The sequence below is a fragment of the Stenotrophomonas maltophilia complex sp. Om-AH-Sm3 genome (assembly GCF_059337855.1).
In genome coordinates, this window is sequence record NZ_JBYBLQ010000007.1 from 201660 (window position 1) to 227154 (window position 25495).

Genomic DNA, 25495 nt, shown 5'->3' on the forward strand with positions numbered 1-25495 from the left:
CTGCGCATGACCGATCCATCCGTGGAACAGGCACCGTCTGCGCTCGAAGGTGACGGGCTGCGCCCGCAGCTGGCCGAACTGGTCGCGCTGCGCCGGCTGGCACAGCGTCCGCCGCCGCCGCGCCGTGGCCGCACCGGCAACGCGGGCCAGGCACCGTCCCCGCTGCGCGGCCGCGGCATGGAGTACGCCGAGTCGCGCGAATACGTGGCCGGCGACGACGCGCGCCACATCGATTGGCGTGTGACGGCGCGCACCGGTCGCGCCCATACCAAACTGTTCCAGGCCGAACGCGAACGGGTCAGCCTGATCGTGGCCGATACCTCGCCGGCGCTGTACTTCGGCACCCGCGTGCGCTTCAAATCGGTGCAGGCCGCACGCGCCGGTGCTGTTGCCGCGTGGTCGGCGCAGCGCCGTGGCGACCGCGTGGGCGCATTGCGTGGCAGCGACCGCGAAGCGCCGATCGCTCCGGCAGGTGGGCCACGCGGCGTGCTGCGCGTGCTCGACGCGCTGACCCGCTGGTACGCACAGCCGCCAGCCGACGATCTGGGCCTGGAGCGCGCGCTGGACCATGCCGGTCGCGTGCTGCGCCCGGGGGCACGCATGCTGGTGCTGGCCGATCCGCAGCAGGCCATCCGCATTCCGCCCGCGCGCTGGAGCGCGCTGGCCCAGCATCACGACCTCAGCCTGGTGCTGCTGGTCGATCCACTGGAGCTGCGGCCACCGTCGGCGGCGTTGCAGTTCCAGACCGCGCAGCAGCGCATCGGCCTCGACCTGCGCCGCAGCGAAGTGCAGGCGCACTGGCAGGCGCACTTTGTCGAGCCGCTGCAGGAACTTCGGCGCCAGCTCGGCGCACGCCGTGTCGACGTACAGGTGCTGTCTACCGATGCGCCCAGCGACGCCTGGCTGGCGCCGTCGCCGACCGAGGTGCCGGCATGAGCGCCGCGCTGCCGTTGCGCGATGTGCAGCTGCCGCCAGCACCGTCATGGTGGCCGCCAGCCCCTGGTTACCTGATGATCGGCGCGGTGGTCGTGCTGTTGCTGCTGGTGATCGCCGTGGTGATGTGGCGACGTCGCCGCCGCCGCCAGCGCTGGTTGCAGCTGTTCGATCAGGAACTGGCAATCGCCCCCGACGCTACGGCCGAACTGGCGGCCATCGCCGGACTGCTGCGCCGTGCCGCACGCCATGCGAAGCCGGGCAGCGAATCACTGCGCGATGACGCCTGGTGGCAACGCCTGGACCCGCAGGGCACGTTGCCCGATGCGCGCCGCAGCCTGTTGGCCGAAGGCGCGTATCGCCCGCGCGTCGACAGCAACGACGTGGCCGCTGTGCGCAGCTGGGCCCGCGAACGCTATCTGGCAATGCTGCTGGAGCGGCGCCGATGAACCCGCTGGCAAGTTACTGGCCATGGCCGGACCTGCAGCTGGCGTGGCCGCTGGCCCTGCTGGCCCTCCCGATGCCGCTGCTGATGCGCTGGTGGAAGCGCCGTGCAGAACCCGGCGCCGCACTGCGTGTGCCCTATGCTGCCGCCGAGCTCGAAGCCCTGTCTGGTGGCGGCCGTGTTGACGCGTCGTGGCTGCGCACGCTGCTGCTGTGGCTGGGCTGGTGTGCACTGTGCATCGCGCTGGCACGACCGCAGCAGCTGGGCGAAGCCATCACCCCGCCGCAGCAGGGGCGGCAGATGATGCTGGCGATGGATGTGTCCGGCAGCATGGGCGAGGGCGACATGGTACTGGGCGGCCAGGCGGTCGATCGCCTCACTGCGGCCAAGGCCGTGCTGGCCGACTTCCTGGATCGTCGTGCCGGCGACCGCGTCGGCCTGCTGATCTTCGGTGACCGCGCCTACACGCTCACGCCGCTGACTGCGGACCTGGCCAGCGTGCGCGACCAGCTGCGCGACAGCGTGGTCGGGCTGGCCGGGCGCGAGACCGCCATCGGGGATGCCATCGGCCTGGCGGTGAAGCGCCTGCGCAGTCAGCCGGAGGGACAGCGCGTGCTGATCCTGCTGACCGATGGTGTCAGCAATGCCGGTGTGCTGGAACCGCTGCGCGCTGCGGAAGTCGCGCGTGCCGAGGGCGTGCGCATCCACACGGTTGCATTTGGTGGCGATGGCAGCATGCGGTTGTTCGGCATTCCGATTTCCACCGACCAGGATCCGGTCGATGAGGCCACCCTGAAGAAGATCGCCAGCATGACCGGCGGCCAGTTCTTCCGCGCGCGTGATACCGCGCAGCTGGCCGGGATCTACGCCGAGCTCGATCGCCTGGAGCCAGTGGCCGCAAAGGGCCCGAGCCTGCGCCCTCGCGAGGAACGCTATGCGTGGCCATTGGCCCTGGCATTGCTGCTGGGCGCATTGGCATGGCTGTGGCCGGAGCGTCGCCGATGATCGCGTTTGCTTCGAGTCTTCCCGACTGGAACGCGCTGCACTTCCTGCGGCCCGCCTGGTTGTGGGCACTGCTGGCGCTGCCGCTGATCATCGCGTTGGCGCTGTACCGGCAACGGCGCAGTGATGCGTGGCGGCAGGCGGTGGATGCACATCTGTTGCCACATCTGCTGGCCGCCGGCGCGAAGCGTCGCGTGCGCCTGCCATGGGCGCTGCTGCTGGGCTGGACACTGGCATCGCTGGCGATGGCCGGGCCGAGCTGGCGGCAGCAGGCGCAGCCGATGTTCCAGGCCAGCGCACCACTGCTGGTGGTACTGGACCTGTCCAGCCGGATCAGCGCAACCGATCTGCCACCGTCGCGCCTGCTGCAGGCGCGCGCGAAAGTGGGCGAGCTGCTGCGCGCGCGCCAGGGCGGGCAGGTGGGACTGGTGGTGTATGCCGATGATGCCTACACCGTGGCGCCGCTGACCGACGACGGCAGCAACGTCGCGCTGTATCTGGATGCGCTGTCGCCGGACGTGATGCCGCGTGATGGCCAGCGTGCCGACCGCGGCATCGACTGGGCAACACGGCTGATGCGGCAGATTGGTGCGCTGCAGGGGCAGATCCTGCTGGTCAGCGACCAGGCGGATGGTGAAGCTGCACTGGCGGCAGCGCAGGCACGCAGCCTGGGCCTGCAGGTGTCGGTGCTGGGCCTGGGCACGCCTGCCGGTGCGGCCTACCGCGATGGCAGCGGGCAGATCCGCCAGGCTGCGCTGGATGAGGGCAGCCTGCGCGCGGTGGCCACTGCAGGCGGCGGCCGCTATGCACGCATCTCCGCCGATGACAGCGATCTGCGTGCGCTCGGTGTACTCGACGCGCGCGAAGGCACGGCGGCGCAGCGGCCGGGCGAAGGCAAGCAGTGGCGTGACGAAGGCTTCTGGCTGCTGCCGCCGGTGATGCTGCTGGCATTGCTGGCCTTCCGCCGTCGTGCGCTGCTGGCCGCGGTGCTCGCGGTCGGCCTCGTGCCATGGATGAATGACGCGCAGGCGCAGGCACCTGCGACGCAGGCCTCGCAACCCGCGCAGGGCACGCTGTGGAAGCGTAACGACCAGGCGCAGCATCAGCGCCTGGCCGAGGGGGTCCAGGCTTACCGCAAGGGCGACTTCGCCACTGCGCGCAGGCAGTTCGAGGGTATCGACAGCGATGCCGGCTGGTACAACCTGGCCAACACGCTGGCACGCGAAGGCAACTACGACGAAGCGATCGCCGCCTACGACCGCGCGCTGGCGTTGCATCCCGGCATGGCCGATGCGGTCGCCAACCGTGCCGTGGTCGATGCCGCGCGCAAGCGCAGGCAGTCGGGTGGCAAAGGCCAGGATCAGCAGAAGCCACCGCAGAACGGGCAGCAGAAGCAGCAGAACGATGCCCCGGGCCAGCAGAACCCGCAGGGCCAGAAGCCGCAGCAGGGCCAGCAGAATCCCGGCCAGGGCCAGCAGGGGCAGCCCAAGGCGGGTGACGACAAGAACCCGTCGAGCCCGCAGCCCGGCGAGCGCGGCCGCGATGGCCAGCAGGCGCCACCACAGGTGGAGGATGCCAAGGCACAGGCCCAGGCCGATGAGCAGCAGCGCCAGCGCATGCAGCAGGCGATGCAGCAGGCACGCGAGGGCGAGGCTGGCAAGGACGGCAAACCCGTACCGGGGGGGGAGGGCCGCACGCCGCGCGAGCGCGAGGAGCAACAGGCGGTGGAAGCGTGGATGCGGCGTGTGCCGGATGATCCGGGCGCGCTGCTGCGGGCCAAGTTCCAGCTGGAAAACGAACGCAGGAAGAGGGAAGGGCGATGACGCGGGCGATCAACATGCACGGGCACTGGTCACGGCCGGTACTGGCGGCGCTGTTGCTGTGGCTGCCGCTGCTGGCCTGGGCGCAACCACGCGCCTGGCTGGACCGCGACCGCATCGCGATGGGTGATACGGTCACCCTCAATGTCGAGAGCGATCAGGGCGCTCCCGACTTCACGCCATTGCGCACCGACTTCGACCTGAGCGGCCAGACCAGCAGCCGCCAGGTGGAATGGAGCAATGGCAGCATGCAGCAGCGCAACCTGTATGGCGTGGCGCTGACGCCGCGGCGCAGTGGTGCGCTGGTGGTACCGGGCCTGCAGGTGGGCAGTGTGCGCACTGCGCCGCTGACGCTGCAGGTCGATGCGGCCGCCGTGGCCGGACCTGACAGCAATGCGATGGCCTTCATCGAAACCGTTGTCGATGACGATACGCCGTACGTGCAGCAGAGCGTGGGCGTGGTGGTGCGGTTGTATTTCGCCTCGCAGCTGGCCTCCGGCGAGCTGGTGCTGGATACCCCGGCGGGCGCGTCGTTGCAGCGCGTTGGCGACGACCGCACAGATGTGCGCCAGGTCAACGGGCGCCGCTACAACGTGGTCGAACGACGTTTCCTGCTGATCCCCGAGCGCAGCGGCACGTTGCGGCTGTCCGGTGCGCGTTTCAGCGGGCGCAGCGCCGGAGGTTTCTTCGATGACTTCTTCGGGGGCGGCGATGGCCGCATGAATGCCACTGGCGCAGACCGCACGTTGCAGGTGCAGGCACAGCCGGCACAGGCGCCGCAGCCGTGGTTGCCCCTGCAGAGCCTGCAGCTGCGCTACACCAGCGCGCCCACCAGTGCCCGTACCGGCGAGGCAGCCAACGTGGTGGTCGAAGCGGTTGCCGAAGGCGCCACCCGAGCACAGTTCACCGACCTGCCGGTCCCCGATGTCGGCAACGCAGCGCAGGTGTTTGCCGAACCGGCACAGTACGAAGAGACCTTCAACGGCAGCACGCCGCGCCTGAAGATCACCCGCCGCTATTCGATCGTGCCGCGCCAGCCGGGTTCGCTGGTGGTGCCGGGACCACGCCTGCCCTGGTGGGATGTGCGCAACGGCAAGGCACAGGAAGCGAAGCTGCCGGACCTGACGCTGGCCGTTGCGGCCGGTACCGGCGCCGCCACTGCCTCGCCGGCAGCGCTGCCACCGATCGACACCGCTGCCGCGCTGCCCGGCAGCGATGGACAGGATGCGCGTATCGCCGCGACCGATCCACGCGCCAGCGGCCTGTCCGAGCGACCGTGGCCATGGATGGCGGCGGCCATTGGCCTGGCGCTGCTGTGGCTGCTGACCCTGTTGTGGGGCTGGCAGCGAGGCCGACGCCCGCGTGTGGCGGCGCCTGCAGCCGGCACGCCCTCTGTGCCGACCGTGGTGAGCGGGCGTGCCGGCTTGGCCGAACTGCGCCGTGCGCTGGATGGTGAAGGCTTCGACCAGGTGGAGGCACGGCTGTGTGCGATGGCCGGCGTGAAACGCATCGAGCAGGTCATCGCCCGGCTGGATGACCCGGCCCAGCGCCAGGTGTTGCTGGACCTGCAGCAGGCGCGCTGGGGCGGGCAGGGCGAACTGGCCCCTTTGCGCACGCGCCTGCGCGAGGTCTTCCGTGACGGACCGCACTGGTCGGCGGCTAAGGGCACCGCCGAAACTGGCCTGGCGCCGTTGTATCCAACGCGGCGAACCTGAACCGGCGCCGCTTGCGCGCTTTGTTAGAGTGCATTCATTTTTCGAGGAAACCCGCGTATGACAGCAGCTGCTGCCGACAAGAAGAAGTTGCCCCTGCATTGGAAGATGGGCATCGGCTTTGCGATCGGCCTGGTCCTGGGACTGATCGTGCACGCCCTGGGCGGCAGCGTCGATGGTCTGCAGGCCGGTGCCAAGTGGGTCATGGACTACGTCACCACCCCGGCGTCGGGCCTGTTCCTCAACCTGATCTTCATGCTGATCGTGCCGCTGATCTTCTCGGCGCTGATCATGGGCGTATCGGAGATGGGCGACATCCGCGCCCTCGGCCGCATCGGCTGGAAGACCCTGGCGTATACCGTGCTGCTGTCCGGCATTGCCGTGGGCATCGGCCTGGTGCTGGTCAACCTGCTCAAGCCGGGCGCGGGCGTCGATCCGCAGGTCGCCGCCATGATGCTGTCGGAGAACGCCGAGCGCAGCAAGGAAATCGTCGCTGGCATCCATGGCACGCCGAAGGGCATGGACATGCTGCTGTCGATCGTGCCGAGCAACGTGCTGCAGGCCGCGTCGGACAACGGTGCGATCCTGTCGCTGATGTTCTTCGCGCTGATGTTCGGCATCGGCATGGTGCTGACCGACAACGAGAAGGTCGCCCCGCTGCGCCGCGCCATCGAAGGCGTGTTTGAAATCTCGATGACCCTGATCAACCTGGTCATCCGCTTGGCCCCCTATGCGGTGGCCTGCTTCATGTTCAACCTGGCCGCGCTGTTCGGCTTCGAGCTGATCATCCGCTTGGGCGCCTACGTGGGCGTGGTGGTGCTGGCGCTCGGCCTGCACATGGTCGTGACCTACGGTACTGCCGTATGGCTGTCTGGCCGCTCGCCGCTGTCGTTCTTCCGCGATACCCAGGAAGCGACGGTGATGGCGTTCTCCACCGCCTCCAGCAACGCGACCCTGCCGACCGCACTGCGCGTGGCCGACCAGATGGGCCTGCCGCAGCGCGTGTCGCGCTTCGTGCTGACCGTGGGCGCCACCGCCAACCAGAACGGCACCGCGCTGTTCGAGGGCGTGACGGTGATCTTCCTGGCCCAGTTCTTTGGCGTGGACCTGAGCATTGGCCAGCAGATCATGGTGATGGCGGTCTGCATCCTCGGCGGCATCGGCACTGCTGGTGTGCCGTCGGGCTCGCTGCCGGTGGTGGCGATGATCTGCGCGATGGTCGGTGTGAATCCGCTGGGCATCGGCCTGATCCTGGGCGTGAACCACTTCCTGGACATGTGCCGTACCGCCCTGAACGTGACCGGCGACCTGGCTCTGACCACGCTGGTGGCCAAGGGCGAGTCGCATGACGGACCGGCGCTGGGCACGCCCCTCGATTGAACGCGCCCTGAATGCCATGGATACTATCCCGACGCATGGAAGGCGTCGGGATTGGCGCCGTGCGAAAGGGAGCAGAAATGAGGATTTCGTACGTGATGGTCGCCGCCCTGGGCCTGCTGGCTTTCGACGCCAGTGCCCAGAAGGCCTGTGAAACCAACTACACCAAGACCGGCAGCTTCTTCGCGGGGCGCACCTTCACCACCTGGGACGTGGTGCCCAACGTTACCCCGGCCGACGCTCTCAAGCGTATCCAGATCGAGGGCGTGAAGTCGGGCCTGAAGGTGGCCAGCGTGGACAAGGACCTGGGCATGCTGACCCTGGAACAGAACGTCCAGTTCAATGGTAGCCAGACCACCCTGCCGTGGAACGTGCTGGTTGAAGCCGAGGGCAAGGGTTCCAAGATCACCGTGACCAAGACCACCCCGGCCACCTACGCCACTGGCGAGGACTTCCAGAAGAAGTCGATGTGTGGCGTGATCGAGGCTGCCGCGCCCAAGTAAGGGGTTGGCGGGACCAGATCCCTTTCACTGGCAAGGGATCTGGTCCTACGCCTGAACCCGGCCCCGCGTCTGTGGGACAATAGGCCGCCCGCACGTCCGCGGCCGCCTCCCGATTCCGACAGAACCATGACGCAGCCTACCCGTCGCCAGTTGGCCAACGCCATCCGCTTCCTCGCCGCCGATGCGGTTGAAACCGCAAAGTCCGGCCACCCCGGCATGCCCATGGGCATGGCCGACATCGCCGAAGTCCTCTGGAACGACTACCTCCGCCATAACCCGAGCAACCCGCACTGGTTCAACCGCGACCGTTTCGTGCTGTCCAACGGCCACGGTTCGATGCTGCAGTATGCGCTGCTGCACCTGAGCGGTTACGACCTGCCGATCGAGCAGCTCAAGCTGTTCCGCCAGCTGGGCAGCCACACCGCCGGCCACCCGGAGCGCCACGAGACCCCGGGCGTGGAAACCACCACCGGCCCGCTGGGCCAGGGTTTCGCCAATGCCGTGGGCTTCGCCCTGGCCGAGAAGCTGCTGGCACAGCGCTTCAACCGCCCGGAGCTGGAAGTGGTCGACCACCGCACCTGGGTGTTCATGGGTGATGGCTGCCTGATGGAAGGCGTGTCGCACGAAGCCGCCTCGCTGGCCGGTACCTGGGGCCTGCACAAGCTGGTCTGCTTCTGGGACAACAACCACATCTCCATCGACGGCAACGTCGAGGGCTGGTTCACCGACAACACTCCGGAGCGTTTCGAGGCCTACGGCTGGAACGTGGTGCGCGACGTCGATGGCCATGACCCGGAAAGCATCAAGGCCGGCATCGAGGCCGCGCTGTCGCAGAGCGACAAGCCGACCCTGATCTGCTGCCGCACCACCATCGGCTTCGGTTCGCCGAACAAGGCGGGCAAGGAATCCAGCCACGGTGCCCCGTTGGGCAAGGACGAGCTGGAAGCCACCCGCAAGCAACTGGGCTGGGAATACGGCCCGTTCGAGATCCCGCAGGCGATCTACGATGGCTGGCGCGCCAATGGCGCCGGCACCCTGCGCCAGGCCGAGTGGGAGCAACTGTTCGACAAGTACGCCAGCCAGTATCCGGCTGAGGCGTCCGAGCTGACCCGCCGCTCGCACGGCGAGCTGCCGGCCGACTTCGTTGCCAAGGCCGATGCCTACATCGCCCAGGTGGCCGCCGAAGGCCCGACGATCGCCTCGCGCAAGGCCTCGCAGCTGGCCATCGAAGCCTATGCGCCGCTGCTGCCGGAAATCGTCGGTGGTTCGGCCGACCTGGCGCACTCCAACCTGACCCTGTGGAAGGGCAGCACGTCGGTTGCCAGCGACGACGCCAACGCCAACTACGTGTACTACGGTGTGCGCGAGTTCGGCATGACCGCCATTGCCAACGGCCTGGCCCTGCACGGTGGTTTCATTCCGTTCGACGCCACCTTCCTGGTGTTCAGCGACTACGCTCGCAACGGCGTGCGCATGAGCGCGCTGATCCCGGCCCACGCCATCCACGTCTATACCCACGACTCGATCGGCCTGGGCGAAGACGGCCCGACCCACCAGCCGGTGGAGCACCTGGCTTCGCTGCGCTACATCCCGAACAACGACGTGTGGCGTCCGTGCGATGCGGTCGAGTCGGCGGTGAGCTGGAAGGCCGCGATCACCCGCCAGGACGGCCCGAGCTGCATGGTGTTCAGCCGCCAGAACCTGCCGCACCAGCCGCGCAGCGCCGAGCAGATCAAGCAGATCGAGCGCGGCGGTTACGTGCTGGCCGATGCCGCCGGTACCCCGGACGTGATCCTGATCGCCACGGGCTCGGAAGTCTCGCTGGCTACCGAAGCCAAGGCCCAGCTGGATGCGGCCGGTATCAAGACCCGCGTGGTCTCGATGCCGTCCACCGACGTGTTCCTGCGCCAGGATGCGGCCTACCGTGAATCGGTGCTGCCGAACGCGGTGCGCAAGCGCGTGGCCGTGGAAGCTGGCGTCACCGGTTTCTGGCGCCAGTTCGTCGGCCTGGACGGCGCCGTGATCGGTATCGACACCTTCGGTGCCTCGGCCCCGGCCGACCAGCTGTACAAGCACTTCGGCATCACCACGGCGCACGTGGTGGAGGCCGCCAAGGCGCTGTAAGCAGCCTCTCGGCGCAACAAAGGAAAGGCCGGCGCAAGCCGGCCTTTCTCGTTGCCGGAAGAAAAAGGGGACGGAGGGAATTAAGTCGTTTGTGCACAAACGACTTAATTCCCTCCGTCCCCTTTTTCTCAGGCGGTACGCGCCAGCGCCAGCCGCAGCAGCCGCGCGTCCAGGCGTTCGGCGAAGTCTTTCGGTGCCTGCAGGCCCATGCGCTGCAGGTACACGGCATCGCCGTCGCCGGCCGGTTGCCGCAGCGCTGCCCAGACGGTGCGCAGCTTGTCGCTGCGGGACTGCGTGTTGGCCTTCAGCCACGCCAGCGCTTTGACCAGTACCTGCTCGATCTCGTTGAAGTCGCTGCCCAGCGGGTAGTCCGGCAGGCTGCCATCGGCACGGAATGGGGCCAGTGCCGCGGCCAGTGCCTGTGGCGTGTTGCGCTGCTGGCGCTGCGGGTCGGGCTGGGACGCCGCCAGCAGCTTGCGCGAGGCGTGTGCCTGCTGCAGCAGATCGCCCTGGAAGGGCGCTTCGGTGATCGCGGTCATCGCATGCACGCAGTCTTCGTCGGTCAGGCCGCGCAGATCGGCGATGCCGTACTCGTTGAGGTAAATGTCGCGCAGGTGGCGCGGGATGGTGGTGTGGCCGTAGTTCCAGCGCACGTTCGATTCCCGGTGGCCCTTGTCATCGCGTGCGGCACGGAACATCAGCACGCTGCGTGCTTCCGGCAGGGCATGTGCCATCGCCACGAAGTTGTACTGGCCGCCCACGCCGGACACCACGCGTCCATCGTCCAGCGCGTCCGACACCGCCGCGCCGAGCGCGGTAGCCATCATGCAGGAATTGAAGAAACGCGCATGGCGGCGCTGCAGGCGCTCCAGTGCCTCGTTACCGCCATACAGCTGGTTGATCACGCTGATGCGGCGCATGCCGATCGCACGGCATTCGTCTTCCGGCAGCGTGCGCAGCCACTCGTAGAACTCCGGTGAGCCCAGGTAGAACGCACCGTGCAGGTACTCGCCTTCGGCGGCCAGGGTGGCATGGTCGATGGACAGCGTGCTGCCATTTTCGATGCGTTGCATCAGCGCCAGGTCGTCGTGCACCTTGCGCTTGATCACCCCGGTCTGCACCAGCCTGCGGAAGCCCTCGTTGAGCATCTCGCTGCAGCCGTACAGTCCCACTTCGAACGGGTCCACGCCGCCGATCTCCTGCACCAGCGGGTGGCTGGCCAGCTGCGGATCAAGTGCATGCAGCACGCGGCGATAGCGCGCGTTGTCGGTGTGGCGCAGCACCAGCGCATGGCTGAGCGCGTCGGCCAGCGTGCCGATGCCGATCTGCAGGGTGCCGCCGTCGCGCACCAGGGTGCTGGCATACAGGCCGATGGCGTAGTCGGCATCGCCGACCGGCTGCCGCGGCAGCCCGAACAGCGCCGGGTACGGTGGCGGTGGGGTGATCACCAGATCGAAGAACGACACATCGACCGTCGCCGAGCCGGCCAGGTAGGGCAGCTGCGGATCGATCTCGGCGATCAGCAACGGGCGCGGCAGGCCGCGCGCGGTCATCGCATCGAGCGTGTCCTGGGTGATGTCGTTGTTGCACGACAGCGAAAGCCGGCGGTCATTCGGCCGCATCGCCACCTTCTGCACGATCACCTGCGGTGCGCGCTGAGCGACCGCATCGGCGGCGTGGGTGTAGTTCAGGCTGGTATAGCTGGATTGCGCCTGCCGCGAACCGAGCAGGGCGCCGGACTGCATGTAGAACTCTTCCACCTGCACGTGCGCTGGCAACGCGTCGCGCGCGATCGCATCGGCATAGGCCAGGCGCGGGAAATCGTCGCCGAAGTGGCGCTGCGCAAACGGCGCCAGGAAGCGTGCCTCCAGGCCGTTGCCACGCGCCTTCGGCGGATTCAACGACAGCGCGGTATACAGCTGCAGCGGCCGTGAGGGATCGTGCTCGACGCGCGCATACAGGGCGTTGAGCAGCCGATGTGGCTTGCCCAGCGCCAGCGGTGCCCCGATCCGCAGCGGCCCGTCCACGCGCGCTAACAACCAGTCGACGGCGGCGTCCAGGTCGGTGAGGTGTTCGGTCATGCGTGGCGGTCCTGCGTGCGGGGGAGTGCGGGCATTACAGCATGTCGGGCTTGAACCGCCGTCGACGCGAGACTTCCACGCCGGACACCATGAACTGCCCGTCGCCGCGGTAATGCACCGTGCGCGGCAGTTTCGGCCGGGACGCAACATGGGCGCGCACGATCTCCCAGATGAACAGGTTGCTCGACGCCACCTGGCTGTCGTCGTACAACCGGCATTCGAAGTTCGAGTGGCATTGCCCGACCAGCGGCGCACCGACCTCGCGCGCGGGCAGCGCATCGAGCCCGAAATGGGCGAACTTGTCGACCTCGCGGCCGCTGCAGTTGCCGATGTCCACCACGGTATCGAGCAGTTCCACGCCGGGTACGTTGATCACGCACTCGCCACTGCCGACGGCCAGTGCATGGCTGTGGTTTTCATTCCACAGGTAGGTGGCGACCAGTGACGGCGAGAAGCCCATCACCATGTGCCAGCCCATCGTCATCAGGTTGTGCTGGCCGCGCCAGGCGGTGCTGACCAGCACGATCGGGCCGGGTTCGAGGAAGCGGCGGGCCTGCTCGACCGGGAATTCCTTCTTGGGAAGCGCTTTCATCCGAGGCCTCGGCCGGGAGGGCTCGATGCTGGCGCAAAGCCGATGAATCCGGAGTCGAGGGGCTTGACAGCCGGTTCGATTACGCGCGTAATCGAGATGTCGATTACGGATGTAAATCATGACCCCGATCAGCGAAGCCGAAGCCGTTGTGATGGAGGTGCTGTGGCAGCAGGCACCGCGTAGTGCCGATGACGTGGTGGCCGCGCTGGCCCACCGCGACTGGGCCGAGCCGACCATCAAGACCCTGCTCAACCGCCTGCTGACCAAGGGCGCGATCGCCGCCGAGCGCGATGGCCGGCGCTATCTGTATCGCCCGCTGTTGCAGCGCCAGGTGTGGGTGGAGGCGCAGAGCCAGGACTTCATCGGCCGTGTCTTCGAAGGGCGCGTGGCGCCGCTGGTCGCGCACTTCAGCGAACGCGGCCAGTTGAGCGCACAGGACATCGCCGAACTGAAGAAGCTGATCCAGGAGCTGGACCATGACTGAGCTGCTCGGTGGACTGTGGCAGGCCAGCGTGTGGCTGGCCATGGGGGTGATCCTGCTGGCCGTGCTGCGACCGCTGCTGGTGTGGATGGGGGGCGCTGGACTGGCTTATCGCAGCTGGTGGTTGTTGCCGATGCTGCTGGTGACCTTGCTGCTGCCGTTGCCACAGGCTGCGCTGTTGCAGCAGGTACCGACGTTGCCGCTGAAAGTGATGCCCGGTGCCATCGATGCGCTGAGCCGGCCGTCGCTGCCATGGGGTGGGCTGTTGGCGGCGCTGTGGGCGACGGGCGCAGGTGCCTGCCTGTTGCGCGACCTGCGCGCGCAGCGTCGCTTCGAACGGCGCATGGGCCAGCTGACGCCGCGCACCGATGGCAGCTGGCAGGCCAGTGGCGACCCCGGCCTGCCAGCGCTGGTCGGGTTGTGGCGGCCGCGCATCGTGGTCGGTCCTGACTTCGATCAGCAGTTCAGCGCGCAGGAACAGAGCCTGATCCTGCTGCACGAGCGCAGCCACCGCCGCAATGGCGATCACTGGGCCAATGGTGCGTTGCTGCTTATGCGTGCCGTGTTCTGGTTCCACCCGCTGGTGCCCTGGGCCGCACGCTGCTTCCTGCGCGACCAGGAACTGGCCTGCGATGCCCGCACCATCGCCCCGCAGCCTGCGCTGCGCGGGCTTTACGCCAGCACGCTGCTGAAGGCGCAGCTGGTCCACCCGGTTGCGCCAGCGGTCTGCCATTGGCGCAGCCAACCCGTGTTGAAGGAGCGTATCGCCATGTTGAAGCAGTCCAAGCGGAAGGCATTGCCGTGGGTATCGGGGCAGGTGCTGGTCGTCGGGTTGTGCCTGGGAATGGGCGCAGTAGCGTGGGCCAGCCAGGGCGATGCGATGGCTGGCCGCCCGGCAGCGGCGGTCATGGATCGGGAGATCCAGGTCGTCAAGATGCCACCGCCTTCCTATCCGAAATCCGCGGTCGAGGAGCGCCAGGTGGGCGTGGTGAACCTGCGCGTGGAAGTGGATGCCAGCGGCCAACCCACCGATGTCAGGGTGCTCAGTGCCACCAATCCGGGCGTGTTCGACGCGGTGTCGATCACCGCAGCGCGCAGCTGGACCTATCGGCCGGCGATGAAGAACGGCAAGCCGGTGGCAGGCGCAGTGAAGATTCCGATCACCTTTGCGATGGACAACAGCGAGGACGCCCAGTGAAGTCCGCGCCGCTGCTCGTGGTGGCGGCGCTGATGATGGGGTGTGCGAGCCAGGAACGGCTGGCCACCGTGCACACCCGCAGCGAGAATGTCGGCCACCAGCGACTGCAGCCGCAGGCGGGCGGTGGCAGTGGGCAGTTGCAGGCGTATTCGCTGGGTGCGACCGAGGGCTACCGGATGCCGCAGTTGTACGCGGCACCGGACCCGGAGGTCGGCGATCGTGACCCGCGTGCGGAACTGGCGCCGACCACGATCTGCCTGCAGGTGGTGGTTGATGCCAACGGCGTCGTCGAGCGCAGCCTGCCATTGACCGATCGCCCGGAGTGCGCGGCAGGTGCTGCGGGCGAGAATGCGCCCCTGCTGCAGGCTGCGCAGGAGGCCGTGGCGATGTGGAAGTACTCGTCCGCAGCGGTCTGCCACTTCGCGGCTGGCAAGGTGCCTGCCGACCGCGGTGACTGCCGGGGCGCCGAACGGGTCGAGCCGGTGGCGGTCACCCTGCAGTACGCCTTCACCTTCGAGATCGTGAAGGGCCAGCATGTGGTGCGCACGCAGGGAAAATGAACGCTCGCGGTCCGTGATGGAAACCGATGGCGCCGGGCTCTGCCCGGCGTACGTCAGGCCCCTCCCTGGATGTTGGCCTTCACCGCCGGTTGCATCAGCTTCGGTTCTTCCAGCGTGGCATCGCGGGCCTGGCGCACGCTGACGAACTCTGCCTCGGCCACGCCGTCATGCACGTGGATGTTGTGCGCGCGCTGTTCACCGATGGTGGTTTCGTTGGCGAAATCACGGCCCCCCGGGCCGTAGTCGTGGCAGACGAAAACCCGGGTGGTATCGGGCAGCGCCAGCAGGCGCTGGATCGAGCGGTACAGCTGCGCGGCATCGCCACCCGGGAAATCGCAGCGTGCGGTGCCGCCGTCGGGCATGAACAGCGAGTCACCGGTGAACAGCGCATCGCCGATCAGGTAGGCGATGCTGTCGCTGGTGTGGCCGGGCACGGCGATCACCTGTCCTTGCAGCTCGCCAATGGCAAAGGTTTCGCCGTCGCTGAACAGGTGATCGAAGATCTCATCGGCGGCCGGAAGCTGCAGGCCATAGCGCGGCGCGAACGTGGCCTGCACCGCGCGGATGCCTTCACCGATGGCCAGCGTGGCGTGCGGGAAGCGCTGCTTGAGCCGGCGCCCGGCCGACACATGGTCCGCATGGGCATGGGTTTCCAGCAGCCAGCGGAGCTGAAGGTCCTGCTGTTCGATGGCCTGCAATGCCCCGCGCAGCGGTGATTCACTGCTGGCGTCGGTGTCCGGGTCGTAGTCCAGGACCGGGTCGATCAGCGCCGCCTCACTGCTGGCCGGATCGCTGACCAGGTAGCTGAAGGTATTGCTGTCACGGTGGAAGAACGACTGCACCTGGACCGGCATCGGAATTCTCCTCAGCGCGTGCCTAGCACGCGATTCAGCAACTGCGCCAGGTTTTCACCGGCCAGTCGCAGCTGCGCTTCGGCCAGCGGCCGGTAGCGCTCGGTGTATTCGTCACCGATTTTATGCGACGCCGGATAAACGCCAGCTTGCATGGAGATGCGGCAGCTGGCCTCGGCCCAGGCCTGCGGGTCACGCTGCGGGTTGGACTGGCGCGCCAGCTTCGGCGCGCGCAGGCCCTGCAGCACGGGCAGATAGCCGGTGTCGTCGAGCTTGCGGGTGTTGAGCATGCCGCTGTCCCACAGCGAGTGCAGGTTGGTGCCGCGGTTGCCGAACTGCAGCTGGAAATCGTTGCCGCCCTTGTCATGGGCGTAACCGGCATGCATCGGCTGGTGGATGTCGCCGACCAGGTGCACGACGAACTTCAGTGCCTGCAGGCGCTCGCCATCGGTCAGGCTGCGGTCGCCCAGGATGGCGCTCTGTGCTTTCAGGGCCTCGACGATGCAGTTGCCGTTTTTGCAGTGCTTCGGTGCTTCGTAGTGGCAGTCGTCTTCGGCGATGTTGACGTAGTGCCAGCCGGCCGAACGACGGCCCAGGCCGGGCTCCTTGGCGCGCAGCTGGTCGGCCCACGGCGCGATGCTGGCCAGGGTGGCGTCCGCTTCTGTGGCCAGCAGGCGGTCCACTTCGGCGCGGGCGGCGGGGTTGAGGCGGGCGTCGGCGACTTCGGCAACCAGGCGGTGGCCTTGCGCGCCCCAGGCATGGGCGGGGGCGGAGACGGACAGCAGGGCCGGCGCCAGGGCGGCGGCGAGGAACAGGGAGTGCAGGGCTTTCATGCACACATTCTAGCGGGGTAGGTGGATTGAAGAGCGGCGCGTTCCTGTCTGCTGGGGGCTGGCTGCAGGGGCAGGCGCTGCGGGACACGCTGCAAGTACGTCCCTGTAAGCTCGGCCGCGGCATCCATGCCGCGGACGGTCCCGCAGCGCCTGCCCCTGCAGCCCCATCCAACATGGCCGCGGAGGCGGATGCAAACGTCAAAGGCAACATCAAGAACAAATGCAGGATCAAAATCCGCCTTTTGCAATTGCAGGCAACCATTACGCCTCGGATGTACAGGCTCTGCTCCCCGCCTCGCCCCAGCTCCGGAACTGCTTCAGTCCCAGGAACAAAAAAAGCCCCGGCAATCACCGGGGCAACATGCTGCGAGGGTTTCGCGTGCAGCGGGGGAGCGGGGGCGAAGCCCCCGCGCCCAACACGCCGCTTTAGAACTTGAAGACGTACGAAGCGCCGTAGACCAGCGGATCGATGTTGACGGTGCCGATCTTCTCGCCGTTCAACTTCACCTTGCTGTCGATGTCGATCCAGCGCATGTCCACGCGCAGGGCGCCCTTCTCGCCGATCGCGAAATCGATGCCCGCATGCGCGGCCAGGCCCCACGAATCCTGCAGCTTCAGCTTGCTGCCGGCCAATGCACCGGTGGTATCTTCGCTGAAGAAGGTGGTGTAGTTCACACCTGCACCGACGAACGGCGACACCTTGCCCTTGCTGTTGAAGTGGTACTGCAGGGTCACCACCGGCGGCAGCTGCTTGGTGCTGCCGACGCGGCCCAGGCCGTTGATGTTGATGTCGTGCTTGAACGGCAGCGCGGCCAGCACTTCGATGCCCAGGTTGTCGGCGATGAAGTACTCGCCGGTGATGGTCGGCTTGACGTCGTTGTCGACGTCGACCTTCAGGGTGCCGCCGGCCAGCCAGCCGTTGTTCGACTTCGGCGCCACCTGATGCACGCCAGCCGAAACGGTCCAGTCGCCCTTGGACTGGGCCATGGCCGGGGCGGCGGCGAGGGACAGGGCGGCGGCCAGGCTGGCCACGATCAGGGGGGAGGTCTTGCGCATGGGGGTGTTCTCGTTGCTGGGTGGATGGCGACAGTCTCGGCCTCACGCCGCGCTAACGCTTTGATCCGGATCAAATCCTGTCCGCCGACCTGCTGGCGGCCCGGCCTGGCCCACGGTGGCCAGCCCCGGCCTGCTAGACTTGTGGGCCCTATCCATCCCGCCGCACCCGTCGCGGCTGCAGGAGCTTGAGAAATGGCAATCAAGGTTGGTATCAACGGTTTCGGTCGCATCGGGCGTAACGTCCTGCGCTCGGCGGTGCTGAACTTCGGCGACGACATCGAAATCGTGGCCATCAACGATCTGCTGGAGCCGGATTACCTGGCCTACATGCTCAAGTACGACTCCGTGCACGGTCGCTTCAAGGCCGATGTGGCGGTGCAGGGCAACGACCTGCTGGTCAACGGCAAGAAGATCCGCCTGACCCAGGAACGCGACCCGGCCAACCTGAAGTGGGACGAAGTCGGCGCCGACGTGGTGCTGGAAGCCACCGGCCTGTTCCTGACCAAGGAAACCGCGCAGAAGCACATCGATGCCGGCGCCAGGAAGGTCATCATGTCGGCCCCGTCGAAGGACGACACGCCGATGTTCGTGTTCGGCGTGAACGACAAGACCTATGCTGGCCAGGCAATCATCTCCAACGCGTCGTGCACCACCAACTGCCTGGCTCCGCTGGCCAAGGTCATCAATGACAAGTGGGGCATCAAGCGCGGCCTGATGACCACCGTGCATGCGGCCACCGCCACCCAGAAGACCGTCGATGGCCCGTCCAACAAGGATTGGCGCGGCGGCCGTGGCATCCTGGAAAACATCATTCCCTCGTCCACCGGTGCGGCCAAGGCCGTCGGCGTGGTCATCCCGGAACTGAACAAGAAGCTGACCGGCATGAGCTTCCGCGTCCCGACCTCGGACGTATCGGTGGTCGACCTGACCGTCGAGCTGGAGAAGGAAGCCACCTACGCCGAGATCTGCGCTGAAGTGAAGGCACAGAGCGAAGGCGCGCTGAAGGGCATCCTCGGCTACACCGAAGACAAGGTCGTGGCCACCGATTTCCGCGGCGAGACCTGCACCTCGGTGTTCGACGCCGACGCCGGCATCGCCCTGGACGGCACCTTCGTCAAGCTGGTGACCTGGTACGACAACGAGTGGGGCTACTCCAACAAGTGCCTGGAAATGGCCAAGGTCATCGCCGCCAAGTAAGGCCGGTGTAGATCGCAGACGGACCCCGGCCTGGCCGGGGTTCGTCGTTTATGGGACCCACCCTGTCGTAGCATGGGGCGGTCGACCGCCGCCGCTGGGGCGCGGGATCGCATTGGAAGCACGCAATGGAAGCACTGATAGCCCTGGTCGTACTGGTTCTTCTGGCCATCCCGCTGTTGCTGGTGGTCGCGCTGGTGATGATTGCCGGCCTGCGCCGCCGCGTCGCTGCGCTGGAAAGCGCGATGGCCGCCGCGCCGGCCGCCGTCAGGCCGGCCGCCACCGCACCCGCGCCTGAACGGCCTGTGGCCGCACCTGCTGCCAGCGCCGATCCGCCGTTCCTGCGGCCGGCCGCCGCTGCTGCTGCGCCTCAGCCCCCGCAGCCACCGGTGCGCGAAGCAACGCCCACCGGGGTGCCTGTCCCCCGTCCTGCTGCGCCACCGCCGGTGCCGGTGCAGCCGCCGCTGCCTTCCGAACCGGCACTGCCCAATGTCATCGAGCGTGGCATCGGTGCGGTCAAGCGCTGGTTCACCGAAGGCAACGTGCCGGTCAAGATCGGCATGCTGGTGCTGCTGGCCGGTGTCGCAGCGCTGCTGAAGTACGTCAGCGACCAGGGCTGGCTGGTGCTGCCGATCGAACTGCGCCTGGCCGGCATCACCGTGGCTGCGCTGGGCCTGCTGGCCTTCGGTTGGCACCAGCGTGAACGCCGGCGGCTGTTTGCCCTGGCGCTGCAGGGCGGTGCCATCGGCGTACTGCTGCTGACCATCTTCGCGGCGTTCAAGCGCTTCGACCTGATTCCGCCGGCCTTTGCCTTTGCCAGTTCGATCGCACTGGTGGCCGGGCTGTGCGTGCTGGCGGTGGTGCAGAACTCGCGCACGCTGGCCGTACTGGGCATCCTGGCCGGCTTCATGGCACCGCTGTGGCTGTCCACCGGCAGTGGCAACCACGTGGGGCTGTTCAGCTATTACGCCGTGCTCAACGCGGGCATCTTCGCCATCGCCTGGTTCCGCCCGTGGCGCGCGCTGAACCTGCTGGGCTTCGCCTTCACCTTCGGCATTGGCACCTTCTGGGGCGTGCTGCAGTACGCGCCGGACAAGTTCAGCAGCACCGAGCCGTTCCTGGCGCTGTTCTTCGTGTTCTACCTGCTGATACCGCTGCTGTACGCGCGTCGCCAGCCGGCCGGCCGGCGCGACCTGATCGATGGCAGCCTGGTGTTCGGCACGCCGCTGGTCGCGTTCTCGCTGCAGGCAGGCATGCTGCACGCGCAACCGATGACGCTGGCACTGTGCGCGCTGGGCCTGGCGGCGATCTACGCGGTGTTGGCCCGGGCGCTGATCGCACGTGCGTCGTACACCGTGCTGGCGCAGTCGCATGCCGTGCTCGCGGTGGGTTTCGCCACGCTGGCGGTGCCGCTGGCATTGTCGGCGCGCGCCACGGGCGCCGTGTTTGCACTGGAAGGCGCTGGCCTGGCGTGGTTGGGGCTGCGCCAGAAGCGGTGGCTGCCGCAGGTCTCCGGCGCGTTGCTGCAGATCGGCGCCGCATTCGCCTTCGTTGCCGGTGGCGACCACTGGCACGAAGACCTGCGCTTCCTGATCAACCCGACCGCCGTTGGCGCGCTGTTGCTGGCCCTGGCCGGCTTCGCGTCGGCGTGGAGCTACCAGCGCAGGCCGCGTCATGAGGTCGCACTGGTGTATTACCTGTGGGGCCTGCTGTGGTGGCTGGGCGGCCTGGTCCATGAGATCACCCGCTTCTTCCCGTACCGCACCGAAGTGGACGCGTTGCTGGTGCTGGCCGCGGTCACTGCCTGGCTGGCGGCCGAAGCGCAGCGTCGCCAGCCGGCGCGTGCGCTGGGCGTGACCGCGCTGGCCATGCTCGCGCTGGGCTTCCCGCTGGCCCTGATGCAGAGCGATGCACACCACCAGCCGTTCGCCGGCCACGGCGCGCTGGCCTGGGCGGTGTTCGCGGTACTGGGCGTGCGTACCCTGCTGTGCCTGCGCCAGGGCGGCGATACCGTGGCCCGCATCGCGCAGTTCCTGTGGTGGCTGCTGTGGCCGTCGCTGCTTTCGTTGCTGGCCTTGTGGGGTAGTGGCGAGGCCGGCCTGGCGCAGGGTTGGACGACCCTGCTGGTGACCTTGCCGTGGCTGCTGATGGCGGCGCTGTCGCTGTGGCGCTGGAACGCATTGCGCTGGCCGCTGGGCGCGGCATTCGACAGCGCGCGCGTCCCGCTGCAGTGCGTGCTGTTCGGCCTGCTGGCGATCGGTTGGCTGCTGGGCCAGCTGCTGCCGGGCGACGCCGCACCGCTGCTGTGGCTGCCGGTGCTGAATCCGGCCGAGATCGGCCAGTGGCTGAGCCTGCTGCTGCTGGCGCGCTGGCTGTACGGCAGTGAGGCACCGCAGGCATTGCTGAACATCCGCATGCCGCTGCTGGCACTGGCGGCCTTCCTCGCGTTGACCAGCCTGGTGCTGCATGGCGTACACCAATGGGGTGGACTGGCGTGGAATGCGTCGATGATGCGCTTCAGCCTGGCGCAGACCAGCCTGACCGTGTTGTGGAGCGTGCTGGGTGTGATTGCCTGGGTGTGGGGTTCGCGTCGCAGCCAGCGTGTGTTGTGGATGGTCGGTGCCGTGCTGATGGGCGTGGTGCTGGCCAAGCTGGTTGTTGTCGATCGCCAGCACCTGGGCAACCTGCTGGGCATCGCGTCGTTCATCGCCTACGGCCTGCTGTGCACGGTCGTGGGTTATCTGGCACCGGCACCGCCAAGCGCGGCGCCGACCGTGGAGGAATCGCAATGAGGAAGTGGAGCAGGGCGCTGCTGCCGGCGATGTTCGGCATGCTGGCCGCCGTCGTGGTACAGGCGGCTGATTACCGCACGCAGTATGCCGAGCAATGGCCGCTCACATTGTCCAGTGCGCAGTCCGGTGCCTACCGTATCGTGCTGGAGCCGGCGATCTACCGCCGTGCCGTGACCGCCGATCTCAGCGATCTGCAAGTGTTCAACGCGGCCAGCCAGTTGTTGCCGTCGGCACTGCTGGCGCCGGACCAGCCGCTGGCGCAGTCGCCGGTGCAGCGTGAACTGCCGTGGTTCGTGCTGCCGCCGCTGGCCGATGCACAGCGCAACGACCTGCAGCTGCTGACCGAGCGTGATACCGATGGGCGCGTGCGCCGGGTCGAAGCGCGGGTGGGTGGCGGGGCCGGGTCGAGCGGGCAGGGCGGCTGGCTGATCGACGCCAGCATGCTCGATCAGCAGCCGCTGGCGGCACTGGTGCTGGACTGGAACGACAGCGGCCAGCCGCTGCAGGTGCAGGTGCAGCTGGATGCCAGTGACGACCTGCAGCACTGGCGATCGATTGGCCGCGACGTGCCGCTGGTGGATCTGCAGCGCGCCGGCAAGCGCCTGCTGCAGCGCCGCCTGCAGGTGGACGGCGCTGCACGCTACCTGCGCATCCTGGCGCAGGGCGACTCGCGCCTGCCGACCCTGCGCGGCGTACTGGCGGAACTGCCGCCAGCACCGGCCACGCTGCCCTGGGAATGGCTGTCGCTGGAGCCGACGTCGTCGGGCAAGGGCGAGTACACCTTCGAGATGGATGGCCGGTTCCCGGTGGCACGTGCCGATGTCGCCAGCACCGATAACAGCCTGGTGCAATGGACGCTGTTCAGCCGCGATGACGAGAGTGCGGAATGGCAACGTCGCAGCGCGCCGTGGATCGCCTACCAGGTGCAGCAGGGCACGCAGGGCCAGCGCCAGCAGTCGGCGGCACAGCCGCTGGGCGGGGTGCACCGCGACCGCTACTGGAAACTGGTGGCGAATCCGGCGGAAACCGCCACCGCGCCGACGCTGCGCCTGGGTTACCAGCCGGAAGTGCTGGTGTTCCTGAGCCAGGGCGCGGCGCCCTACGCACTGGCGGTGGGCAGCGCGACCGCGCGCCGCACGGACGCGCCGATCGGGGTGCTGATCGAGGAACTTCGGCAGCGCAACGATCCTTCGTGGCAGCCAACACTGGCGCGCCTGGAAGGCAGTCCAGAGCCGCTGGCCGGCGATGCGGCGCTGAAGCCGCAGCGCGATTGGAAATCGTGGTTGCTGTGGGCGTTGCTGGGCCTGGGCGTACTGGTGGTGGGTGGCCTGGCGCTCAGCCTGCTTCGGCAGAAGCCTGCGCCTTCGGAATAGGTTCCAGCGAACGGCGCAGCCCCTCGTGGGTGGGATTGGTCGTGTAAAGCAACAGCCGCGCTTGGCCGGGCGGGTGGGCTTGGCAGGGGACGCCGTGAATCCGTCCCTGGAGGCTTAGCCGCGCCATCCATGGCGCGGATACCCCTGCCCAGCCCACCCGCCCGGCCTCTGACAATTTCCGTGTGCGTCCACCCACGGAAAGAAAAAAGAAGAGCAAAAGCTGCTTGGCAGGGCGCTCTTTGTAGAGCCGAGCCCATGCTCGGCTGCTGTTCGCGATAGACCCAGCCGAGCACGGGCTCGGCTCTACATTTTTCTCCGACACCAGAAACCGCTTTTGCCTTTGCCATCTGCATCACCTCAGGTGCCTGTCGAGGCCGGGGCGGTGTGGGCTGGCAGGGGTGTCAGCCGCATGGATGCGGCTGCCAAGCCTCCAGGGATGGATTCACGGCGTCCCCTGCCAGCCCACACCACCCCGGCCCACTCACAGCACCACGAAGCGCCAGCGCTTTGGCCGTTGCCGTTGCTGTTGCATTTGCCCTGCGCCTCTGCCTGCCGCAGGCATCGGCCCTCCCACCAGCCGCACCCGATACAATGGCCGTCTGCCGCAGACCGGCATCCCGTCCCCGAGCCAAAGAGTTGCCCATGTCCATTGTCCGCATGACCGACCTCGACCTCTCCGGCAAGTGCGTGCTGATCCGCCAGGATCTGAACGTGCCGATCGAGAATGGCCGCATCACCTCCGAACAGCGCATCACCGCTTCGCTGCCGACGCTCAAGCGCGCGCTGGAGCAGGGCGCGGCGGTGATGGTCACCTCGCACCTGGGGCGCCCGAAGGAAGGCGTGTGGAGCGAGGCCGATTCGCTGGCACCGGTCGCCCAGCGCCTGTCCGAACTGCTGGGCCGCGACGTTCCGCTGGTGCGCGACTGGGTCGACGGCGTCGACGTGCAGCCGGGCCAGCTGGTGCTGCTGGAAAACTGCCGCATGAACGTCGGCGAGGGCAAGGATGACGAGGCCCTGTCAAAGAAGTACGCCGCCCTGTGCGACGTGTTCGTGATGGATGCCTTCGGTACCGCGCACCGTGCGCAGGCCTCCACCCATGGTGTCATCCGCTTCGCACCGGTCGCGGCCGGTGGCCCGCTGCTGATGGCCGAGCTGGACGCGCTGGCGCAGGCGCTGGATGCACCGGCCAAGCCGCTGCTGGCCATCGTCGCCGGCAGCAAGGTCAGCACCAAGCTGGAGTTGCTGGCCAATCTGGTTGGCAAGGTCGACCAGCTGATCGTCGGTGGCGGCATCGCCAACACCTTCATCGCCGCAGCTGGCTACAACGTCGGCAAGTCCCTGTACGAGCCGGACCTGCTGGATACCGCGAAGAAGATCGTGGCCGATGCCAAGGCACGCGGCGCCGACATTCCGCTGCCGGTTGACGTGGTCACCGCCAAGCAGTTCCTGCCCGACGCTGCCGCGGAAGTGAAGGCGGTCGATGCCGTTGCCGAAGACGACCTGATCCTGGACATCGGCCCGCAGACCGCCGCGCAGTACGCGCAGCTGATCGAGAAGGCCGGCACCGTGGTCTGGAACGGCCCGGTCGGCGTGTTCGAGTTCGAGTCCTTCAGCAAGGGCACCGAAGCGCTGGCCCGCGCGATCGCCAGCTCGAAGGCGTTCTCCATCGCCGGCGGTGGCGACACCCTGGCCGCAGTCGACAAGTTCGATATCGCCGGCGACGTCAGCTACATCTCCACTGGTGGTGGTGCGTTCCTGGAATTCCTGGAAGGCAAGACCCTGCCGGCTGTCGCCGCACTCGACGCGCGCGGCGCATGAGCGCCGAGCGCGGCAAGGATGTGCTGTTCTTCGATCTCGACGGCACGCTGATCGATTCGCAGGTGGGCATCACCGCCTGCATCGCCTATGCGCTGCAGAAGATGGACCATCCGGTGCCGCCGCAGGAAACCCTGCTGGGCTGGATCGGTCCTTCGCTGCGCACCACCTTCGCGCCGTTGTTCGTCGAACCGGCGCGGGTGGAACAGGCCGTGGGCTACTACCGGGAGCGCTTCGACGTCGAAGGCTGGCGCGAGCACACGGTGTACCCGCAGGTGGAAGGCACGCTGCGCACGCTGCATGGCCGTGGACACCGGCTGGCGGTGGTCACCGCCAAGAACGAGCCGCACGCGCGCCGCATCCTCGCCCACCTGCCGTTCGGTGGGCTGTTCGAGGAGATCGTCGGTTCAACCCTGGATGGCTCGCGCAGCCACAAGCCGGAACTGGTCGGCGAGGCACTGCGCCGGCTGCAGGTGCAGCCTGCACAGTGCTGGATGATCGGCGACCGGCGCATGGACATCGAAGGCGCGCGCCACCACGGCCTGCGTAGTGTCGGCGTGCTGTGGGGCTTTGGCGGAGAGGCGGAATTGACCGAAGCCGGTGCCAGCCAGCTGGCACGTGAGCCGGCGCAGCTGGAAGCGCTGCTGGCCTAGCTTCCTGTGGAGCCGAGCCCATGCTCGGCTCCACAGAACCGCCCCCCTGCGCCAGCGTATGTCCGGATGATGTCCGTTCCATGACCCGCGAAGTCAGGCG

At 67.7% G+C, this 25495-nt stretch carries 21 protein-coding genes; 16 read left to right on the forward strand and 5 right to left on the reverse strand.

Annotation, left to right across the window (positions count from 1 at the left end; genetic code table 11):
- Positions 1-6 precede the first annotated feature (6 nt).
- The 8 genes from AC10QF_RS11090 to tkt all read left to right on the forward strand — a co-directional run bounded on the left by AC10QF_RS11090 (position 7) and on the right by tkt (position 9916).
- Entirely contained in the window at positions 7-936 is a 930-nt protein-coding gene (locus AC10QF_RS11090; RefSeq protein WP_095379233.1) for a DUF58 domain-containing protein, read from the forward strand.
- Positions 933-1382: a DUF4381 family protein gene (locus AC10QF_RS11095; protein ID WP_005418904.1), complete on the forward strand. Its 450-nt coding sequence runs from the start codon at positions 933-935 to the stop codon at positions 1380-1382. Before AC10QF_RS11090 ends, AC10QF_RS11095 begins: the two co-directional genes overlap by 4 nt.
- Positions 1379-2383, forward strand: a complete 1005-nt coding sequence (locus tag AC10QF_RS11100; RefSeq protein ID WP_494542199.1) for a vWA domain-containing protein — start codon at positions 1379-1381, stop codon at positions 2381-2383. The genes AC10QF_RS11095 and AC10QF_RS11100 overlap by 4 nt, the downstream gene beginning before the upstream one ends.
- On the forward strand, positions 2380-4203 hold the full coding sequence (locus AC10QF_RS11105; RefSeq protein ID WP_494542200.1) for a VWA domain-containing protein: 1824 nt from the start codon (positions 2380-2382) through the stop codon (positions 4201-4203). Before AC10QF_RS11100 ends, AC10QF_RS11105 begins: the two co-directional genes overlap by 4 nt.
- Complete coding sequence (locus tag AC10QF_RS11110; RefSeq protein ID WP_494542201.1) at positions 4200-5915, forward strand: BatD family protein; 1716 nt, start codon at positions 4200-4202, stop codon at positions 5913-5915. The genes AC10QF_RS11105 and AC10QF_RS11110 overlap by 4 nt, the downstream gene beginning before the upstream one ends.
- A 57-nt stretch (positions 5916-5972) precedes the next feature.
- Positions 5973-7292, forward strand: coding sequence for a dicarboxylate/amino acid:cation symporter (locus AC10QF_RS11115; protein ID WP_005418900.1), 1320 nt, complete (start codon positions 5973-5975; stop codon positions 7290-7292).
- Positions 7293-7369: 77 nt separating this feature from the next.
- Positions 7370-7792, forward strand: a complete 423-nt coding sequence (locus AC10QF_RS11120) for a hypothetical protein (RefSeq protein ID WP_235646784.1) — start codon at positions 7370-7372, stop codon at positions 7790-7792.
- Positions 7793-7918: 126 nt separating this feature from the next.
- Positions 7919-9916: a transketolase gene (gene tkt / locus AC10QF_RS11125; RefSeq protein ID WP_494542202.1), complete on the forward strand. Its 1998-nt coding sequence runs from the start codon at positions 7919-7921 to the stop codon at positions 9914-9916.
- Positions 9917-10044: 128 nt separating this feature from the next.
- Here the strand turns inward: tkt and AC10QF_RS11130 are convergent, their stop codons facing one another.
- Both AC10QF_RS11130 and AC10QF_RS11135 read right to left on the reverse strand, forming a co-directional pair.
- Positions 10045-11997: an acetyl-CoA hydrolase/transferase C-terminal domain-containing protein gene (locus tag AC10QF_RS11130; protein WP_494542203.1), complete on the reverse strand. Its 1953-nt coding sequence runs from the start codon at positions 11995-11997 to the stop codon at positions 10045-10047.
- A 34-nt stretch (positions 11998-12031) separates the two neighbouring features.
- Positions 12032-12589, reverse strand: a complete 558-nt coding sequence (locus AC10QF_RS11135; protein ID WP_494542204.1) for a flavin reductase family protein — start codon at positions 12587-12589, stop codon at positions 12032-12034.
- Between the two features lie 118 nt (positions 12590-12707).
- On the opposite strand from AC10QF_RS11135, the gene AC10QF_RS11140 reads away from it, so the two are divergent.
- Genes AC10QF_RS11140 through AC10QF_RS11150 form a run of 3 tightly spaced genes read left to right on the forward strand, consistent with a single transcriptional unit; the run spans position 12708 to position 14828 of the window.
- Positions 12708-13073 (forward strand): BlaI/MecI/CopY family transcriptional regulator, encoded by a 366-nt coding sequence (locus AC10QF_RS11140; protein ID WP_111128041.1) that lies wholly within the window; start codon positions 12708-12710, stop codon positions 13071-13073.
- The gene (locus tag AC10QF_RS11145; RefSeq protein ID WP_494542205.1) at positions 13066-14268 is read left to right on the forward strand and encodes a M56 family metallopeptidase; all 1203 of its coding nucleotides are present in this window, start codon (positions 13066-13068) and stop codon (positions 14266-14268) included. The genes AC10QF_RS11140 and AC10QF_RS11145 overlap by 8 nt, the downstream gene beginning before the upstream one ends.
- Positions 14265-14828, forward strand: coding sequence for a hypothetical protein (locus AC10QF_RS11150; protein ID WP_069139291.1), 564 nt, complete (start codon positions 14265-14267; stop codon positions 14826-14828). The genes AC10QF_RS11145 and AC10QF_RS11150 overlap by 4 nt, the downstream gene beginning before the upstream one ends.
- 53 nt (positions 14829-14881) lie before the next feature.
- Here AC10QF_RS11150 and AC10QF_RS11155 read toward each other — a convergent pair whose 3' ends face one another.
- The 3 genes from AC10QF_RS11155 to AC10QF_RS11165 all read right to left on the reverse strand — a co-directional run bounded on the left by AC10QF_RS11155 (position 14882) and on the right by AC10QF_RS11165 (position 17568).
- Positions 14882-15682, reverse strand: a complete 801-nt coding sequence (locus AC10QF_RS11155; protein WP_065179072.1) for an MBL fold metallo-hydrolase — start codon at positions 15680-15682, stop codon at positions 14882-14884.
- An 11-nt stretch (positions 15683-15693) separates the two neighbouring features.
- Complete coding sequence (locus AC10QF_RS11160) at positions 15694-16512, reverse strand: S1/P1 nuclease (protein ID WP_494542206.1); 819 nt, start codon at positions 16510-16512, stop codon at positions 15694-15696.
- Between the two features lie 426 nt (positions 16513-16938).
- Positions 16939-17568 carry an OmpW/AlkL family protein gene (locus AC10QF_RS11165; RefSeq protein ID WP_049410595.1) on the reverse strand — a complete coding sequence of 210 codons (630 nt, stop codon included), beginning with the start codon at positions 17566-17568 and terminating at the stop codon, positions 16939-16941.
- A gap of 192 nt (positions 17569-17760) precedes the next feature.
- Between AC10QF_RS11165 and gap the strand changes: the two genes are divergently transcribed.
- The 5 genes from gap to AC10QF_RS11190 all read left to right on the forward strand — a co-directional run bounded on the left by gap (position 17761) and on the right by AC10QF_RS11190 (position 25395).
- Positions 17761-18765: a type I glyceraldehyde-3-phosphate dehydrogenase gene (gene gap, locus AC10QF_RS11170; protein ID WP_005418885.1), complete on the forward strand. Its 1005-nt coding sequence runs from the start codon at positions 17761-17763 to the stop codon at positions 18763-18765.
- 125 nt (positions 18766-18890) lie between these two features.
- A complete protein-coding gene (locus tag AC10QF_RS11175) occupies positions 18891-21554 on the forward strand; it encodes a DUF2339 domain-containing protein (RefSeq protein ID WP_494542207.1) in 2664 nt (887 codons plus the stop codon).
- Entirely contained in the window at positions 21551-22927 is a 1377-nt protein-coding gene (locus tag AC10QF_RS11180) for a DUF3999 domain-containing protein (RefSeq protein WP_065197135.1), read from the forward strand. Before AC10QF_RS11175 ends, AC10QF_RS11180 begins: the two co-directional genes overlap by 4 nt.
- Positions 22928-23569: 642 nt before the next feature.
- Positions 23570-24745 carry a phosphoglycerate kinase gene (locus tag AC10QF_RS11185; RefSeq protein ID WP_494542208.1) on the forward strand — a complete coding sequence of 392 codons (1176 nt, stop codon included), beginning with the start codon at positions 23570-23572 and terminating at the stop codon, positions 24743-24745.
- Positions 24742-25395, forward strand: a complete 654-nt coding sequence (locus tag AC10QF_RS11190) for an HAD hydrolase-like protein (protein ID WP_065179512.1) — start codon at positions 24742-24744, stop codon at positions 25393-25395. Before AC10QF_RS11185 ends, AC10QF_RS11190 begins: the two co-directional genes overlap by 4 nt.
- The last annotated feature ends 100 nt before the right edge of the window (positions 25396-25495 follow it).